This window comes from Polyangium fumosum (genome assembly GCF_005144585.1).
Classification (GTDB): Bacteria; Myxococcota_A; Polyangia; order Polyangiales; family Polyangiaceae; genus Polyangium; species Polyangium fumosum.
Genome location: NZ_SSMQ01000029.1, coordinates 72,953 through 89,160, shown reverse-complemented (window position 1 = coordinate 89,160; position 16,208 = coordinate 72,953). Strand labels below are relative to the sequence as shown.

Genomic DNA, 16,208 nt, shown 5'->3' with positions numbered 1-16,208 from the left:
GTTCAGTCCACTTTCGGCAGCAGAACGAACAGTCCGATGACGTCCGCTGGAAGAAGTGCCTTCACGCTGTAGCGACCGAGAGCATCAGCGGCTTCGCGCACGCGGCGATGGTCAGCGAGGAGCGCCTGTGCGCGCCGCTCCGCGAACGCATCGAGCTCCGACATGCGGGTGTCGAGCTGGCCGAGCGCCTGCGTGACCGCGCGCTCGCGCACGTGCGCGGGAGGATCGGAAGCGGGAACGGGCGAGAGCAGCGCGAGCGCGTCCGGCCCTTCAAGCGAGCTCGGACCACCGGTCCATGCGATGGCCGTCGCCTCTTCGACAAGCAACGTCGTGGCCTGCGGGCCTCGCTGCGACGTGAGCTGGTGGCGCAGTCTCACGAGCGCCACCAACGTGCGCGACGTAACGACCTCGGCCACCCAGCATCCGACCCTTCCGAGTACGCCCGGATCATTCACGTCGGCACCGGCGACGTTCCCGAGGGTGCGTTCGAGAAGCGTCTCGGCGAGCACCGAGACGAGCGGGTGGCTCCGCTGCACCGGGCGGCAACGCGGCGCGGGCGGGTACTCGAAATCGATGAGCAGCGAGCCTACGAGCCCTTCGACATCGAGACGTTCGCGGACGTCCTCGGGGAGCGCCGTGAGCGGCGTCTTGAAGCCTCGACGTCCAGAGCTGCCTACGGGCTCCAGCGCACCACCCAGACGAGCGAGGGCGCGGCCGGTGAAGCGCTGCACGTCCTCCTTGCCACCGAGCACAGCCAGCGACTTCTTCCATTCGGGCAGCACGTCCTCGGGCTTGAGGCGGCGCTGTGCGAAGACCGTACGGTTCTTCTTCGCCTTCTCGGCCGCATCGAGCCAGCGGGTCTCGATGGCCTTTGCTTCGTCCATCTCGACGAACGCAAAGGCCTGCTGACGCTTCCCTTCGCGCTCGCGATTACGGAGAAGCACGGCCTTCATGAGCGCCTGGCTCAGCGTGTGCCCGTCGTCGGGCAGCGGCACCGGCACGCCGAGTTCCTCGCGGATCTTGTCGGCTTTCTTGAGGATGACCTCGAGCACTGCGCCGTCGACCGGGTTGTTCGCTCCGTAGATCAACGTGGCGCGCACCACGCCGCTCTTCTGCCCGAAGCGATCGACGCGGCCTTCGCGCTGCTCGTGGCGCGTGGGGTTCCACGAGAGGTCGTAATGGACGACCGCATCGAAGTGGTCCTGAAGGTTCACGCCCTCGGAGAGGCAGTCGGTGGCCACGAGGACGCGCCGCTCGGCGTCGCCGAGCAACTCGACCTTCTCCTTGCGCTCGTCCGAGGTCAGCTCACCCGTGACGACGCCGACCGCGACGTCCTTGATCTTCGTGGCGAGGTGCTGTCCGAGGTAGTGGGCCGTCGCGATGTAGCGGCAGAAGACGACCGGGTTGAAGCCTTCCTTCACCAGCTCGACGACGTGGTCGGTGAGGATCTTTAGCTTTGGGTCTCCGGCCTGTCCGGTGAGCTCCTCGGCCTGCGTGATGAGCGCCGCGAGTGCCTTCTCCTCGGACGCTGCGGGCGGCTCGACGTCGTCGTCCGGGAGCGCGTCGGCGGCTCCGTCGAAAACGCGTGCTTCGATGTCGTCCTCGGCGACTTCTTCTTCGAGCCCCGCTCGGGTGCGCAGTGCCTGGACGGCGGCCGCAGGGCTAGAAGCCACGCAACGCATGAGGGCGAGCGTGCCCCAGAAGTTGAGGCGCTGCTTCTTCGTGTCTTCCCCGGCTGCCGCAACGACAGAGGCGCAGTAGTCGAGCACGGCGTCGAAGAAGCGTTCCCACGTGCCCGTGAGTTTGTAGGTCAGTTCCTTGGTCTCACGGCGCGGGAAGAGGTTGCCCTCCTTCCACTCGGCGATGTCCGGGCGTCGGCGCTGGACGAAGTGTGCTGCAAGGCGATCGCGGAGCTTCTTGTGCTCGTCGCCCGCCGCGTCCGACAGCGCCGCGAAGTCGGGATGCAGGAGCCCGAGCAGTCGGAAGTAGGCGTCCTCGTCACCGCTATGCGGTGTCGCCGTGAGCATCACCAGGTGGCGCGCCTTTTCGCTGACGAGCCCCTTCAGCAGCTCGTAGCGCTGGTGCCGCCCCTGACCGGTCGACGCGCATGTGTGCGCCTCGTCGACGATCACCAACTCGGGGCACGCGCGTAGAAACTCTGCGCGACGGCGCTCGCCCTTGATGTAGTCCAGGCTGACGACCGTGTGCGAGTGCGTGGTGAAGATGCTCTCGCTCGGCGGCAAGTTGCGCTCGAGGCGCGCCGCGCTCGCTGCGGTCACTGCGACCGGTCGTAGGTGGAAGCGGCCTTCGAGCTCGGTCACCCACTGGTCCACGAGGTGCGGCGGGCACAGCACCGCGAAGCGCTCAACGTCGCCACGGTCGAGCAGCTCGCGCGCGATTAGCGCTGCTTCGATGGTTTTTCCAACACCGACGTCGTCGGCGATCAGGAGCCGAACGGGGTCGAGCTTGAGCGCCATGAGTAGCGGCACGAGCTGGTAGGCGCGCGGCTCGATGGCGATCTGGCCAAAGCTGCGGAACGGCCCGGCGCCGCGACGAAGCGACAGCACGAGCGCGTCACGCAGGAGCAGCGCCGCATCGTGGCCAGCCTTCTGCGTGGGCTCGGGCTTCGGGAAGGAGGCGTCGGCGACCGGGGTCGCCTCGAGCGCGAGGTGGATGGAGGTCTGGTCCTCCTCCGAGCCCGCGACCGGACGAACGCGTAGCACCTCGGCGTCACTTCCGGAGAGCACGATCCACTCGCGACCGCGTGCGCGCACAAGGCTGCCGGGGCTCCACCGCGCGTTCGAGGGCGGCGGCGTCGTTGCCGTCGTGCTCACGCCGGCCTCCCGAGAAGCTTCGCGAGCGACGACGTGGGCTCGGCCCATGACTCTTCGTTCTCACCGAGGACAACGACCTCGAAGCCCTTGTTCTCCAGCTTCGCTGCAAGCACGCTGTTCTGCGCGAAGAGCGCAGCGACGTAGTGGCCGCGCCACACCAGCGTAACGGACTGTTCATCGATCAAGAGGGGCTCCGAATCTGGTGACGGAAGCTCGCGCCCGTGAGCGTAGATGCGCCACGCGGAAGCGAGGTCGCCGCCCGCAGGCATGTGAGGAGGCTCGGTCGGACGCCGCGAAACCGGCGCTTCGAGCCCGGTAAGCCTTCCTCCCGCGAGCCGGAGTAGGAGCCCGCGCGCGCCCTCGTTGCGACGGTCGAGCAGCTCGTGGTCCGGCTGGTTGAAGTACGACATCACGCAGCGGTAACAGGCCGCGACGCACGCGCCACCGGGCGCGTCAACGAACGTGGTCACTGTCGAGGGCAGGCCGTCCGCCAGGTCGAAGTGCATAATGGCGAGCGCTTCGCGCGCCACCTCGGCGAGGCTCTCGGGCTCGGCGACCAGGCGTGTGAGCACGCCGGCGCCGCCTTCAGTCGCCTCGTAGAACAGGAAGCCCGTGCGCGCGTCCCGCTGGGGCATCGGCTCGGCGAGGATCTCGCCTTCCTCGAGTTGGAACACGGCCTCGATGCCACGCAGCAGCGCGTGCTGCACCGTCGTCAGCGTGGCCTGGGAGAGCTCGGCATCGCTGGGCTGGAGCAGCAGCGCGTTCTTCCGGTCCTGCACGCTCGGCACGATCCACTGGCGCGGCGACGCCGTCGGATCAGAGCCGTCATCGCCTTCGTCCTCGTTCTTCGCCCAGTAGCCCGAAACCGGGTCCATCATGAACCCGAGCTGCGTGCGGTTCTTCCGGCGGCGCAGGCCCTTGTTCAGGCGCGTGATGGTGGCGCCCGGTCCGTAGGCAAGCCGCACAATCTCGCCCTCTTCGTCGAGGGCGACGCCCTTGCGGACGTCGAGCGCGTGGTCGCGCGTGGCCCACTCGAACGTCGTCTGCAGCTCGAAGCCCTGGCGCTGGCGCTCCTCGTCGTTCGCGGTGATGCGCTCGGCGGGCTGCGTCGAGACGTTTTCGATGCGGTATGTGTGGTTGACGATCTCCGCATCTCCGAGCGACGCGCTACACGCGTGGCACATCGACGCTTCGTCGTTCCAGTGCCCCGCGCCGCACGCCTTGCAGATGCGCACGGTCTTCGTGGCGAGGCGCACGTCCGCCGTGGCGCTCGCCTGCTGGTTGAGCGAGAGCATCGCGCGCACGACGCGGTACGCGCGGCCCTCGTGATACACGAGGCTCCTCGGCCCGAACTCGGAGAGCGCGAGGAAACGAGGTCGCTGGAGGTACGTCTGGCGCCCGCGCCCATCGTTGGTCGCGGGAATGTAGGCCATCAGCGGAAGGCGCGGGAAGTTGTACCCGGGTAGAAAGCCCTCGGTCGCGAGGTAGCGGTACGTGTTGAAGTCGCTCGACGGGCTGTTCAAGTTCCGCGTGTCCGACTGGAGCAGATTGAGCTGGTCGATGGCCTGTGCGTGACGGCCCTGCGCCGCGCGCTTCTCGTTCTGCGGTGCCGAGTAGTCGTCCATCGTGCGGCGCGCGGCGTCGCGCTGCTGCTCGGCGGCGGCAAAGATGTAACGCCAGCGGTTGAAGGCCTGCTCAAAGCGCGTGAGCGCGCGTTCGACGACCTCGTCGGCGAACACGTCGCGCCCACGCTCTCGGTACCAGGGGGCAAGCTCCTTCGTGAGATCTTCGTCGAGGAGGTCCAGCACGCGCCGAATACGACGACGGGCTTCCTCGGCGACCTTCGGAAGCGCCATCGGCACCTTCACGTCCTTCTTGAGCGGGCGCCCTGTCTCCGAGAGCACGAGCAGCTCCGCGATCGACGGATCGAGCGGCAGTTCCGTGCACGCGAGCCAGACGGCGGACAGGTGGCTCTCGACAAGGTCGCGGTTCGCGAGGTCGAGGAGCGGCGGGCGGACCTCGCCGTGCACCATCGCCTTTGGGTCGCGGAAAAAGTACTGGTCGTGCGGGCTCTGCGAAGAGCTGTAAGTGAGCACCAGCGCGGCCTGGCCGCTGCGGCCCGCGCGACCGCTACGTTGCGCGTAGTTCGCGGGTGTAGGCGGAACGTTGCGCATGTAGACCGCGTTCAGCGCGGAAATGTCGACGCCGAGCTCCATCGTCGGCGAGCAGAAGAGGACCGGGAGGAACCGGTTGGCCTCGCCGATCTCGCGCAGGTGCTTCTCGTCGGAGCCGAGTTCCTCCCGCTCCTTCATGCCGAAGCGGAACCGCTTCTCGCGTACGGCACGCTTCTCGCCGTCGACCTGCGCGGTATGCTCGCGCGCCTCGAAGCCGAAGAGCGGATGGATCGGCTCGCGCAGCGTCACCGCGAGGTTCGCATAGAAGTCGCGAAAGAAGGCGTTCTCGTTCGGGTGGTTCGGATCGATGTCGGGAGTGCTGCGCTTGAAGAGCACGCAGGCGTCGTTTAGGCGGAACCCCGTCTGGTCGCCGAAGGGCGTCACTTCCTCGGACACGAGCCCGTGCGTGCAGGCCGCCTTGAGCAGCACCTCGATGAGCGTGTCGAAGTACTCGGGTTTGAGGGCACGCACCGTCGAGGGGTTATCCCAGAGCTTGCGCCCATCGGGCTCCTGCGGGGTTCGCGAGCCGCGAGACGACTTGATCGTCTTCCCGAGCGCGCTGCGCGAGCCGCCGCGCACGATGAGGTCCTCGTCGCGCAAGCTCGTGTTCTTGCGCGACGGCGGCGAGATGAGCAGCCAGCGCGCCTTACGCGGCTTCTCATCGTTGCCGAATCCCCACGGCGCACGAAGCCGGCTGTGGGACTTCTGCAGCATCTGCTCGATAACGGTCGGGTCGAGCACCTGGCTGCGGATCGCCATCCACTTGCGCAGGTGGTCGAACACCTCGAGGTAGACCGACTTGCGCACGGCGGGCGACGCGAGGCGCAGGACGTCCGGCGCCGCCGCGAACAGCTCTTCATCGGAGGCCAGGTCGTCGAGACCGAGGTACTCGACGTTCACGAGCCCGAGCTGCTCGAGGTTCGGGTTCGTGTAGCGCCAGCCTCGACGCTGATCGAACCACACGCGGTACGATAGAACTTGCCGGAGCGCGCTCTCGGCCTCCTGCAGGTTGAAGCCCTTGAGCGTCGGCTCGAGGAGCCACTCACTGCGCAGCTCCGGCGCAGGGCGGTCGAAGCCAAGCGCGCGCTGTTGCGCGGCCCCGAGTTCGTCGCTCCGGAGCCTCTTGTCGCCCGCCACATCGAGGGCGCTGAGAAATGCAGCGCGGATGAGGCTCACAAAGAGGAAATCGTTGAAGTGCCCAGACTGGAGCGCGGCGTCCTGCCGGTTGTCGGTGAAGCCGAGCAGCTTGCGCGTGTGCGTAGTGAGCCCCGAGTCACGCCCGTGCATCCAGCGAAGCGCGCTCGCGACCAGCACCGTCGTAGCTGAGCTTCGACCTTCAGCGGACAGCGATGCGAGCCGCGTGCGGTCGCGCGCCGAGGTGCTGTGCGTCGCCCCGCAGCGAAGGCAAAAGCGAAAGCGGCCGGGGATGAACCAGGCCTTTGCGCCGGAGCCCACCTTGCCGTTGGGCGTGACGATGACCTCGCGCGCACGGGCGCTGCGGTAGTGGCTCTTGATGCGAGGATTGCCGGCGGCATCGAAGTCCAGCCAGGTCTCAGGGTAGTCCTCCTCGCGGTCGGCGAAGGTGAACTCTGGGTCGCGGGCGTGGAGCGTGAGGAAGCCGAAGACCTCGCGGTCGGGTGACTCGTCCTCGTCGCTCTCCGGTTCGTCGTCGGTCTTCGCCGGCGCGGCGTCGTCGATGTCGCGGGCCAGGAAGACGCGTTCGCCCGAGTCCGAGACGAAGCGGACCGGGTGGTACTCGTGCCCACATTCGCGGCAGAAGTGGACTGGGTAGAGGCGCTTATCGGGATCGCCGGGAAGGTACTGTTGCCCCTCGACCGTGACCGAGCGCTTGCCGGGCGGCTCGAAGGTCGCGAAGGCGTGCCCCGCGCCCGAGATGAACTGGTGCAGCTTGAAGGCGAAAAAGCTGCGGTGCGTGGCGGATGGGTCTCCGGTTCGATCACGTTCGGGCAGGCTCGACACTAGGAGCAGCGTCCGAAGTGCTGCACGGCACGCCTCCTCATCGCGGCCCGCCTCGGCGGCCAGCTCTCGCGCCGCCTCGTCGAGCGTTCGTGGGCGCGCGCGATGCCACGCAGGGTTCGCGTCGGTGGTTGTGATGCCGAGTCGCGTCTCCGTCCAGATGGCGAGCGGGTGGTTGTGAAGGCCGTCGTCGGAGATGTTAGAGGGGAGTCCCCCGTCGATCGCAGCGCCGAGCACGCTCTTCACGGACTCTGCGCGCCTCGACTTGTCGGTGACGCGTTCGAGCTCCTCGATGATGACGTGGCTCGGGTCCACCGTCGTCGAGAACAGCTTGGAGGCGATGCCCGCGACGACCTCCTGCTTGTTGCGCGCGCTCCCCTCGCTGGCCATCGTGGCCGACGTGCCGATGCACTGGAGCTTCTCAGGCGACAAGCGCTCACGCACGCGCCGCACGAGCAGCGCGACGTCGGCGCCTTGGCGCCCGCGGTACGTGTGCAGCTCATCAAGCACGAGGAAGCGCAAGCCGGCGCAGTTGCCGATTACCTTACGATCGAGCTCGTCCTGGCGAGTCATCAGGAGCTCGAGCATCATGAAGTTCGTCAGCAGGATGTCGGGCGGATTCTCGGCAACGCGACGCCGTTCTTCACTGTCTTCCTGCCCGGTGTAGCGCGCGAACGTGATGGGTCGCTCGCCTTGGACGTTCGCGACAAACTTGTCGAGCTCTTCGAGCTGGCTGTTGGCCAGCGCATTCATTGGGTAGATGATGATCGCCCGCGTGCGCTTCGACGCACTTCCGCGCTTCTCAGCGAGCACCGCGCTTACGATCGGGATGAAGAAGCAAAGCGATTTGCCCGAACCCGTGCCGGTGGTGACGACGTAGCTCTCGCCCTGCGAGGCAAGCGCGATGGCTTGCTCCTGATGCTTGTAGAGGCTCAGCGGAGCGCCGTCGGCGCGGAAGATTTCAGCGGTTCCAGGGGCGAGCGCGCTGCCCGCGATGAGCGTCTCGATGTTCGCCCCGCGCTTGTAGCTCGGGTTGATCTGGATGAGCGGATCGGGCCAGAAGCGCCCCTTCGCGTAGAGCGCCTCGACCTGTGAGCGGATGTCGTCCGCGTGGATCGTCGTGAACGAGGTGGCGAACTTGCGATACTCGGCGACGATCGAGTCTCTCAACGAGAAGACGTCCATGCTCTTGCCGCTCATGAACGCCCCCGCTTCGCCTTCGTCCTGTTCTTCGAGGCGACCTTCTCGCCGCCCTCCGCGCCCCCGGCACGAACCCACCCATCAACGTCCGAGAGCTTGAACTTCCAGAGTCGACCGATTTTGTGCGCTGGGAGTCCTCGCGCCTCGATCCAGCGATAGATCGAGTCCTGCGCCACTCCCAAGTGTTTCGCGACCTCGTCGACCGAGGACCAAGGCTCCGGCATCTTGAGCTGCTCCATAGGCACACGCCTGCCCATGCAACGGTACAGCACGGGGGAGGCGTCTGGAAGAGCTGGGGAGAGTCGGAGAGAGTCGGTTAGGGCGGCGCGTCAGCCTTCGGCGAGGCACTGGAACAACCGGAGCGGCGTTGCCGAGCCCGATACCTCTTCGAGGTCCAGCGGCTTGGCGAAGACGGGGGCAAAGCCAGGTTGCTGCCTTGCTTACGCTCGTGGAAGATGCTGGCGCAGCAGCTCTTGCGCTGCGGGCCTCAGAGCACGCACCCGTCACAACCCATCGTCGGGTTGACGGTGTCGTCGCACCACTGGATCGCTGTGCTCGCCATGCCCTGCCGGGCCCGCAGTCACCGGCCTTGGCTAGGAATTGCCGGTCAACAAAGTCGCGACGTCGCGACTTTCTTCGCCCCTGCCTACGCGGTTCTCGCCTGCTCGGGTGCAGCCGCCTCTTCCTCGGCCTCTTCCTCGTCCTCGGCCTGGGCGTGGTCGTGAGCCTCTGCATCCACGCTGGCCTCCGCCTCGTCGTCCTCCTCCAGCTCGTCCTCCTGTGCATCCTTGAGCGTCGGTTGCTCCGCCGAGGCGGGCGGCGCGCCGAGCCAGGAGTCGAGCCTCTCGTTGACGTTCTGGAGTCGCTTCACGAGCTCACGTTGCTGCTCGAGCATCTCCTCGAACTTCGCACGGACCTCCGGGGGAGGCGGGGCCTCGTTCAGCGCGGGGAGAAGGCGCTCCTCCCAGTCGCGAACGCGCCCGAGCCAGTTCTTGGACGCGGAGCGCATGCCACTCAGGGTCTTCGGCGTGTCGATCTCCGGCTCTTCGCCGGACGCCACGCGCTCAGCCGTGATGCGGACCTTGAGCTCCCGCACCGACAGCCCCTCCTTGAGTACCTGGTTGACGTACTTCTTACGCTTCCGCTTGTCGTCGATGCCGGCGATCTCGAGCAGGTGCGAGAAGCCGATCGGTATGTCGGTCTTCGAGGACCGCTTCAGCAGTTCGTTGAGCTCGTCGAGGGACCAAGCCTTGGCGACCTGCGCGTATCGGTAGAGCGTCTTCTCATCGTAGCCTAGTGAGACCGCGATCTGAGCCACGGCCTTCTTGCCGTACTTCTCTTCATCAGTCATCGCGTCCTTGACCAGCTCCCCGAGCTGGTAGCGGGCGCGGGTGTCCTGGGGACCCGCCTTGGCGAGCGCCTTCCGAACCTTGTCGCATCGCTCGCGCAGCTCGGGGGCCATCTCCTCGGCTTGTGCTTGTTCGTCGACGGTGGTCTCCACCTCGGCGGCAGCGGTGTACCTCGGCATCAGCTTCTCCTCTTGACCTGATCCTCGGCAGCTTAGCCACGCGCCTGCTCGTGCCAAGTGGTGCCCCCTACGTGGTTGTACCGGTTCTTCCGACGGTCGCCTGAATGCGCTCTCGATCCGTCCTGGGAAAACTCGTGAACACCGCGGAGATAAGAGCCACGGCATCGGAAAGGAGGCCCTGTATCCGTGACAGGCTCGCCTGACGCTCCTCTCATCGCTTCCATCATCCACATCGAGCAGTCCACCACCGAGAACCTGATCGACCTCGTGCTCGGACGCCCCGGCGTCGCAGCCCATCTGCTCGAATCCCTCGGCAGCCTCCCCGCGCTCGCCCGCTTCACGCCCCTGGCGCTCACCGAGCGCTTCGGCCTCACCCTCGACGAGGCCACCCGCCTCGCCGCCGCCTTCGAGCTCGGCTACCGCAGACTGATCGAAGGCGCGAGCGCGCCCAAGATCACCTGCTCTGCCGACGTTGCCGCATGGGCCCGCCCCCGGCTCGGACATCTGGCACACGAGGAGATGCACATCATCGCGCTCAGCGGCCAGAACGAATTCCGCGGCGCAAGGATGATCGCCCGCGGCGGCCTTCACGCCCTCGCGGTCCGCACCTCCGACATCCTGCGTGCAGCGCTCGAACTCGCAGCGTCCGGGTTCGTGCTCGTCCACAACCATCCGGGCGGCGATCACAACCCGTCGATCGAGGACATCAAGCTGACCGTCCGCGTGCAGGAGATTGCAGATCTCATCGGAATGCCCCTCGTCGACCACATCATCGTCGCCGCATCGGGCCGCTTCAGCTCGTTCGTCGCGGATGAATGGGTCCGCCGCGCAACGCAAGAACAGTGATATCGCGGAGATAATAATCTGGGGAAACCCATCACCCCGGAGGTCATTGTGATGTCCCGTCTCTCTCGCTTCCTTCGTGACCCCAAAGCGGTCAGCAAGGCGCTGCGTATCGCGGCGGCCGTCATCACGATGGTCGCGCAGATCATCACCGTCTGCCTGGGCTGACGAGCCCCATCGTTCCAATCAACTCGGAAAGGTATCCAGAAGAAGCCATGCCCCTCACGCCCAACGCTGCCCCGTCGAATCCCGAGAACCCCGGCACCTCGTTCATCAAGCGTGTGCTCGGCAATGACAGCGCCAAGAAAGGCGCCGCCGCGCTCGTCGCCGGCGTCGTCCTCGCCGTCGTGACCGAGGCCATCTGGCCCTCGAACTCGTAGCCGACGTTCTCGGCGAAGCTCTCCTCGAAGAACTGCGGCGCCGTCTGAAAAACCTCGGCCCCTCCGCCGAAGAGGCGATCGACTGGCTCCGCGAGGCGGCCCGACCGCCGCCCGGCGTCGAGCTCGTCAGCTCCGACGGCTCCGTGTTCACGGGCATCGTGCTCGTCGATCGCAACCAGCCCGTCGCGATGCTGGCCTTCCGGCACGCGCCGACGCGGCCGGCCTCGCCGTACGGCCACCACTCCCCAGGCCCGCACGTCCCACCGCACCAGCGGCACCTCTTCATCCAGGACGACGATGAGGAGCCGCCGCCGTGGCGACCCAGCCGGCTCTGGGATCGCTGAAACCCATTCCGTCATCCGTCGACCAGGGCGTCTCGCTGGCATGCAATGCCGTGCTCCGGGGCGCCCTCTTGTTTCCGGAAAGGATTACGATCATGCGCGTCAATGGTCGCGTGCTCCGCTATGGCACGCTCGCCGAGCGTCGCCTCTTCCTCTCGCTCGGCATCACCGAGCTGCGCGTCCCGCGCTCCATGAACCCGTACACGGTCGCCCGGCGCATCGCGCGGGCGGCGAAGAACAACACGCCGGACATGGAGTTCTTCAAGGCCCTCGCCACACAGGCGAAGCGCCCGCCCGGCCAGCCCCCCGTGCCCCCGCCGGACTTCGACCGCCCGGAGCCGGTGCTCCCCGAGCACGAGCTCGTGCATGCCGAGGCGGCCTAGCCTGGAAGACCTCGGGCGCGTGCTGCGCCTGGCCAAGCCGAATACGAAAAGCCTGAGCTGGTATCTCGAAGAGGAAGGCGATCAGCTCGCGCCTGTCCTCGGCGTGGAGCCGGAAAAGCTCCGGTCTTTCATCGGCAAGCTCGACCAGCACATCGCGCCCGAGCTCCAGGCGCTTCTTCACCCGCGCGTCGAGGCGCTCCGGGCCGAACACGTGGAGAAGATGAGCCGGCGCGCGTCTTCCGCCGCCGGCCGGCTCGCCTCGACAACTGTGTGGCAGGGCGATCGGATCTACCTCGACCCGCTCCTTCTGCTCGGCCCACTCCTCGCCGACGCGGGGAACAAGTTCATCGCCTTCCACGTGGTCCGGGCATTCGAGGTCCGAATGCCCCGCCCATTCCTTGTACAGGTGGCCGGGGTTCTTACGAGACAGTACGACGATCTCGTCGCCTGGCTCGACAACGATGGGCTCCACTTCCGTTGGAAGAACGGGCGCGGGGGCCTGAACTTCGTCTCGCAAACCGTGGCCCCGAAGGACATCGCATTCGGGCTGCACGTCTACCTCATGCCGCCTGTCGTCCAGCAGGTGACGCGGCCCCCGCCCAGGCCACGCCGCCCGGCCTTTCCGCTCGGCGATGAGGTGGTCTCCATGGCGCTCTTCACATAGAGCGCGCCTTCGACACGGCGCCGCGACGAGCACCGTCTTCGGCGCCTCCCGTCTCCGGACCGCGTGCGCACAGCATTGCGTCCTATCTCCGGACCAATTCCATGGCAGGTAAGAACGGCGCTGTCGCCGACATCCGTCAAGCGCAGCGCAAGATGGCCGCCGCCGGTGGACGCCATATCGGCGACATCGTCGGGTGGAATACCGAGCGCATCAATGTCTCCCGCGAGCGCGCACGCGTGCTCCTCCAGCCCGAGGGCTTCGACCACCTCATCCTGGACGTCGACCCCGCCACGGCCCTCTCCCGCGCCGCTGGCGAGGTGAAGCGCCCCTCGGGCATTCTCGTCCAGCCCTTCGCCAACCCCAACGGCGACACCCCCGCGTCCTTCGGCATCTACGTGCGGAGGAGCGGCGGGGGCGAGGCTGGCGACCAGTACCCGTGCGGCGCACGGTGCCGCGTCGCTCTCGCCTCGAGCAGGGTCGTCTCCTTGCCGCCCGATGGTGCCCCCGGGCTCGAGGAGGCCATGGCGCACGCGGAGAACATCGCCGCGCAAGCCAACCACCTCATTGCCCACTGCGAGACGAAGGACATCTCGGGGGCCCTCGTCGCGATGGTGAAGGCCCTCTCGGGCGTCCCGCTTCGCAATCGCGGCGGCATGTACCTGCTCCCGCCCTCCTCGTGCGAGCGGTGGCAGCGGCTCAAGCCGGCGCTCGAGGACCTGCGCGTCGAGCCGATCACCATCGTCATGCACGACGCGCCGGACAATCTCGCCACCGCGAAGTCGGCGGCGCAGGGTGCGCTCGAGGCCGACATCGGCGAGCTCCTCAAGGACCTCGAGAAGGCGACCACCGACGGCATGCGGCAGGACGCGCTCACCCGGCGCGTCCAGTTCTGCAACGAGCTCGTGGCGAAGGCCGAGCTCTATCGCGGCGTGCTCGCGGGCGTCTCCGACAAGATCACCACGAAGGTGAAGGAGCTCAAGGACAGCTTCCAGCGCCAGCTCGCGGGCGGTGGTGGCGGTGGTGGCGTGCCCAGCGAGCCCTCGTTCACGGTGCCCATCACCGACTGATTCTCCGACAAACCGGCCCCGCTTCGGGTGACGCCGAGGCGGGCGCCGCGACTTCTTCCACCTGCGGATAACCAGCATGAAGAAAAACGGATCCATCGACATCGGCTCCGTCCGCGCCCGGTTCCGTGCCGTGCGCGACGGCCTCAACGCGGCCTTCCGTGAGCGCGAGGACGCGATCGAGTGCATCATCCTCGCCGCGCTCTCGCAGAGCCACGCCCTGCTCGTCGGGCCTCCGGGCACGGCGAAGAGCGCGCTCTTTTTCGGCTTCCTGGCGTCGTTCCCCGACGCACGGAAGTTTCAGACCCTCGTCACCAAGTTCGGCACCGAGGACGAGTACTTCGGCCCGGTGAAGCTCTCGGCGCTGAAGAACGACCTGTGGGAGAGGAACCTGGATGGCCGGCTCGCGGCCGTCGAGTGCGCCTTCCTCGACGAGGTGTTCAAGGGCTCGGACAGCGTGCTCAACGCCTTCCTGAGCGCGATGAACGAGCGGCTCTACAAGGGACAGCCGATCCCCCTGCGGCTGCTCGTCGGCGCGTCGAACGAGCTGCCCGAGGAGGAGATCCTCGCGGCGATCTACGACCGCTTCCTCCTGCGTGATGTGGTCGAGTACGTCCAGGCGGACGCCACCTGGATGAACCTCGTCGCCACGCCGCCGGAGTACAAGCCCGCCGCGCAGATCGGCCTCGCCGAGTGGGAGGCGGCGGCGAAGGAGGTGCAGCGGGTCGAGCTGCCCCAGCGCGTCGTCGAGGAGATGTTGCGGCTCCGCACGGCGCTCAAGGCGGACGGCCTGGTCCTCTCGGACCGGCGCTGGATTGCACTCACGCGCGTGCTCAAGGCGGCGGCGTGGCTCGACGACGCGCAGGCCGTCGAGCTCGATCACCTCTCGGTCCTCAAGTACGGGCTCTGGAACAAGCCCGAGGACCGTGCGCGCGTCGTCGCCGTGTTGCAGACGGTGGACCGCTCCGTCGTCGCGCAGGCCATCGATGTCGTCGACGAGGCGCTCAAGGCGTACGCCAATCGGCCCACCGACACGGCGGCGTATCAGGCGGCGCTCCCGCAGCTCGCCGACAAGGTCACGGAGGCGGGCAAACGCGTGCAGGACATGCTGAAGAACGGCGTGTCGCGCCGCGCCCATGCCCGCATCCAGCCCAAGCTCGACGAGCTGAAAAAGGCCCACGACGCGCTCACGGGCGACCTCTCGAAGCGCTACCAGCTCTCGTAGGCCATGGGCTCCTTCCTGCAAGCGAGGCGCCGGCATCTCATTTTGAAAGAGGCTTCGCGTGAAGACGCGGAGAAGGCCGGCGACCTCTGGAATGCGATCGTGGGTCTGGGCAGGGATCCCCCTGCAAAGACCTTCGCGGAGGCGGTGCGCGACACGGTGCCGCCCGAGCACATGGCCTTCCTCGCGCTCGACGAGGTCGGGGCAGCCTACGCGTTCGATCTCCTCTGGAAGGCGGGGAAAGACGTCCCGGAGGGGGCCTCGGCCTTCGAGATGCGAAGCGCCGCTCGTGAGCAGTGGGCGGCGTTCGACAAGAAGGCGAAGCAGGCCAGGCACGTCTCGGATGGCTTCGGCTGGGACCTCGCCGCGGCTTGGGCGCAGGTGCGGGAGGTCGAGACCGCACAGGGGGACATGGATCGGGTCGAGCGTATTGCTCGGCTGGCCGGTCGCATGTTTGCCTCGCTGCGCGGCGCGCACGCGACGAAGGCCCACGGGGTCTCGGGCGAGGTGTATTCGGTCGAGCAGGGGAATGACGTCGCCCGGCTTCTGCCGTCGGAGACGGTGCTCCTGACCGATTCCCAGCTCGAGGTTGTGACCCTCGAGCGAATCGCCTCTCGCCGGGCCGCGCAGTATGCGGTCCGGGGGACGACGAAGAAGTCGAAAGGGCCGCTTGTGCTCGCGCTCGATGAATCGGGCAGCATGCACGGGATCCGGAACGAGTGGGCGAAGGCCGCTGCGGTGGCGCTCGCCCGTGTCGCCTCGGAGGAGAAGCGGCCCGTGGCCGTGGTGCATTACGCGACCTCGACCGTGGTCCAGATCGTGAAGCCGGACGACAGCGCTGGAGTCTTGAAGATGATCCTTCACTTCCTCAGCGGTGGAACGGCAATCAGCCTGGCCCTCGGCGTCGCAGTGGATCAGGTGAAGGCGCTCGCGCAGAAGGGCCAGCACGGCGCCGACATCATCCTCGTCACGGACGGCATCGACCGGAACGAGGAGGAGCAGAAGAAGTCGGTCGACGCGGCGTCGAGCATCGGCGCGCGGCTCTGGACGGTGGCGATCGAGTGCTCCATCTCGGAGGACTCGCCGCTCCGGAAAAAGGCTGCGCAGTATACCGAACTCAACGACAACGCGATGACCAAGGGCTCGAGCATCACGCTGCTCGCGGGGGCAACGTGAGCGACGAAGGTGACGATATCGGTGGAGAGTTTGTCCTGATTGCGGCTTACAGCCGCGCGCAGGCGCTCGAAGACGGCACGCTCGTCGACGTCACTGAGCTCGCGAAGCAGGCTGGAATCAAGGCGCCGGTGGCGCTGACGCGCTCCGTCTGGGAGAAGTACGTCGAGCTGTCGCCGGCCGCGGAGAAGGCGGGGAACGACGAGACCGGCCGGCTCTGGGACATCCTCTGGATGTTCCGATGCGCCGCCCTGCAACGGCCGGATGAAGCTCAAATCCGGTACGAGTTGCATGTCGTCACGGACGCGATCGAACCGTCTCTCGTCGAGCTGAAGGCCATCATCGGCCCCGGCGACGACGGCGAGGCGGTCATCACGATCCTCTTGCCCGAAGAGGATTGAGCGAAAACCCAACAACAACAATGC

General features: G+C 67.1%; 13 protein-coding genes. 9 read left to right on the top strand and 4 right to left on the bottom strand.

The features are described 5' to 3' along the window. Positions 1 to 2 precede the first annotated feature (2 nt). The 4 genes from E8A74_RS26010 to E8A74_RS52695 all read right to left on the bottom strand — a co-directional run bounded on the left by E8A74_RS26010 (position 3) and on the right by E8A74_RS52695 (position 9,770). Positions 3 to 2,834 carry a helicase-related protein gene (locus E8A74_RS26010; protein ID WP_232379747.1) on the bottom strand — a complete coding sequence of 944 codons (2,832 nt, stop codon included), beginning with the start codon at positions 2,832 to 2,834 and terminating at the stop codon, positions 3 to 5. Then, positions 2,831 to 8,185, bottom strand: coding sequence for a DEAD/DEAH box helicase (locus tag E8A74_RS26005; protein ID WP_136931767.1), 5,355 nt, complete (start codon positions 8,183 to 8,185; stop codon positions 2,831 to 2,833). Before E8A74_RS26005 ends, E8A74_RS26010 begins: the two co-directional genes overlap by 4 nt. Beyond that, the gene (locus tag E8A74_RS26000; RefSeq protein WP_136931819.1) at positions 8,182 to 8,409 is read right to left on the bottom strand and encodes a helix-turn-helix domain-containing protein; all 228 of its coding nucleotides are present in this window, start codon (positions 8,407 to 8,409) and stop codon (positions 8,182 to 8,184) included. Before E8A74_RS26000 ends, E8A74_RS26005 begins: the two co-directional genes overlap by 4 nt. A gap of 422 nt (positions 8,410 to 8,831) precedes the next feature. Then, complete coding sequence (locus tag E8A74_RS52695) at positions 8,832 to 9,770, bottom strand: DUF1016 N-terminal domain-containing protein (protein ID WP_170229371.1); 939 nt, start codon at positions 9,768 to 9,770, stop codon at positions 8,832 to 8,834. Positions 9,771 to 9,899: 129 nt separating this feature from the next. Between E8A74_RS52695 and E8A74_RS52690 the strand changes: the two genes are divergently transcribed. The 9 genes from E8A74_RS52690 (at position 9,900) to E8A74_RS25960 (ending at position 16,184) form a co-directional block, all read left to right on the top strand. Then, on the top strand, positions 9,900 to 10,559 hold the full coding sequence (locus tag E8A74_RS52690; RefSeq protein ID WP_170229370.1) for a JAB domain-containing protein: 660 nt from the start codon (positions 9,900 to 9,902) through the stop codon (positions 10,557 to 10,559). A 212-nt stretch (positions 10,560 to 10,771) separates the two neighbouring features. Beyond that, entirely contained in the window at positions 10,772 to 10,936 is a 165-nt protein-coding gene (locus E8A74_RS52685) for a hypothetical protein (protein WP_169508096.1), read from the top strand. Between the two features lie 143 nt (positions 10,937 to 11,079). Further along, positions 11,080 to 11,280: a hypothetical protein gene (locus tag E8A74_RS25990; RefSeq protein ID WP_136931765.1), complete on the top strand. Its 201-nt coding sequence runs from the start codon at positions 11,080 to 11,082 to the stop codon at positions 11,278 to 11,280. Between the two features lie 92 nt (positions 11,281 to 11,372). After that, positions 11,373 to 11,660: a hypothetical protein gene (locus E8A74_RS25985; protein WP_136921306.1), complete on the top strand. Its 288-nt coding sequence runs from the start codon at positions 11,373 to 11,375 to the stop codon at positions 11,658 to 11,660. After that, positions 11,644 to 12,324, top strand: coding sequence for a hypothetical protein (locus E8A74_RS25980; RefSeq protein ID WP_136931764.1), 681 nt, complete (start codon positions 11,644 to 11,646; stop codon positions 12,322 to 12,324). Before E8A74_RS25985 ends, E8A74_RS25980 begins: the two co-directional genes overlap by 17 nt. 101 nt (positions 12,325 to 12,425) lie before the next feature. Next, on the top strand, positions 12,426 to 13,391 hold the full coding sequence (locus E8A74_RS25975; RefSeq protein WP_136931763.1) for a hypothetical protein: 966 nt from the start codon (positions 12,426 to 12,428) through the stop codon (positions 13,389 to 13,391). A gap of 76 nt (positions 13,392 to 13,467) precedes the next feature. Next, a complete protein-coding gene (locus tag E8A74_RS25970) occupies positions 13,468 to 14,613 on the top strand; it encodes an AAA family ATPase (protein WP_136931762.1) in 1,146 nt (381 codons plus the stop codon). Positions 14,614 to 14,655: 42 nt separating this feature from the next. Further along, the gene (locus tag E8A74_RS25965; RefSeq protein WP_170229369.1) at positions 14,656 to 15,786 is read left to right on the top strand and encodes a vWA domain-containing protein; all 1,131 of its coding nucleotides are present in this window, start codon (positions 14,656 to 14,658) and stop codon (positions 15,784 to 15,786) included. After that, a complete protein-coding gene (locus tag E8A74_RS25960) occupies positions 15,783 to 16,184 on the top strand; it encodes a DUF6573 family protein (RefSeq protein ID WP_211365450.1) in 402 nt (133 codons plus the stop codon). Before E8A74_RS25965 ends, E8A74_RS25960 begins: the two co-directional genes overlap by 4 nt. The last annotated feature ends 24 nt before the right edge of the window (positions 16,185 to 16,208 follow it).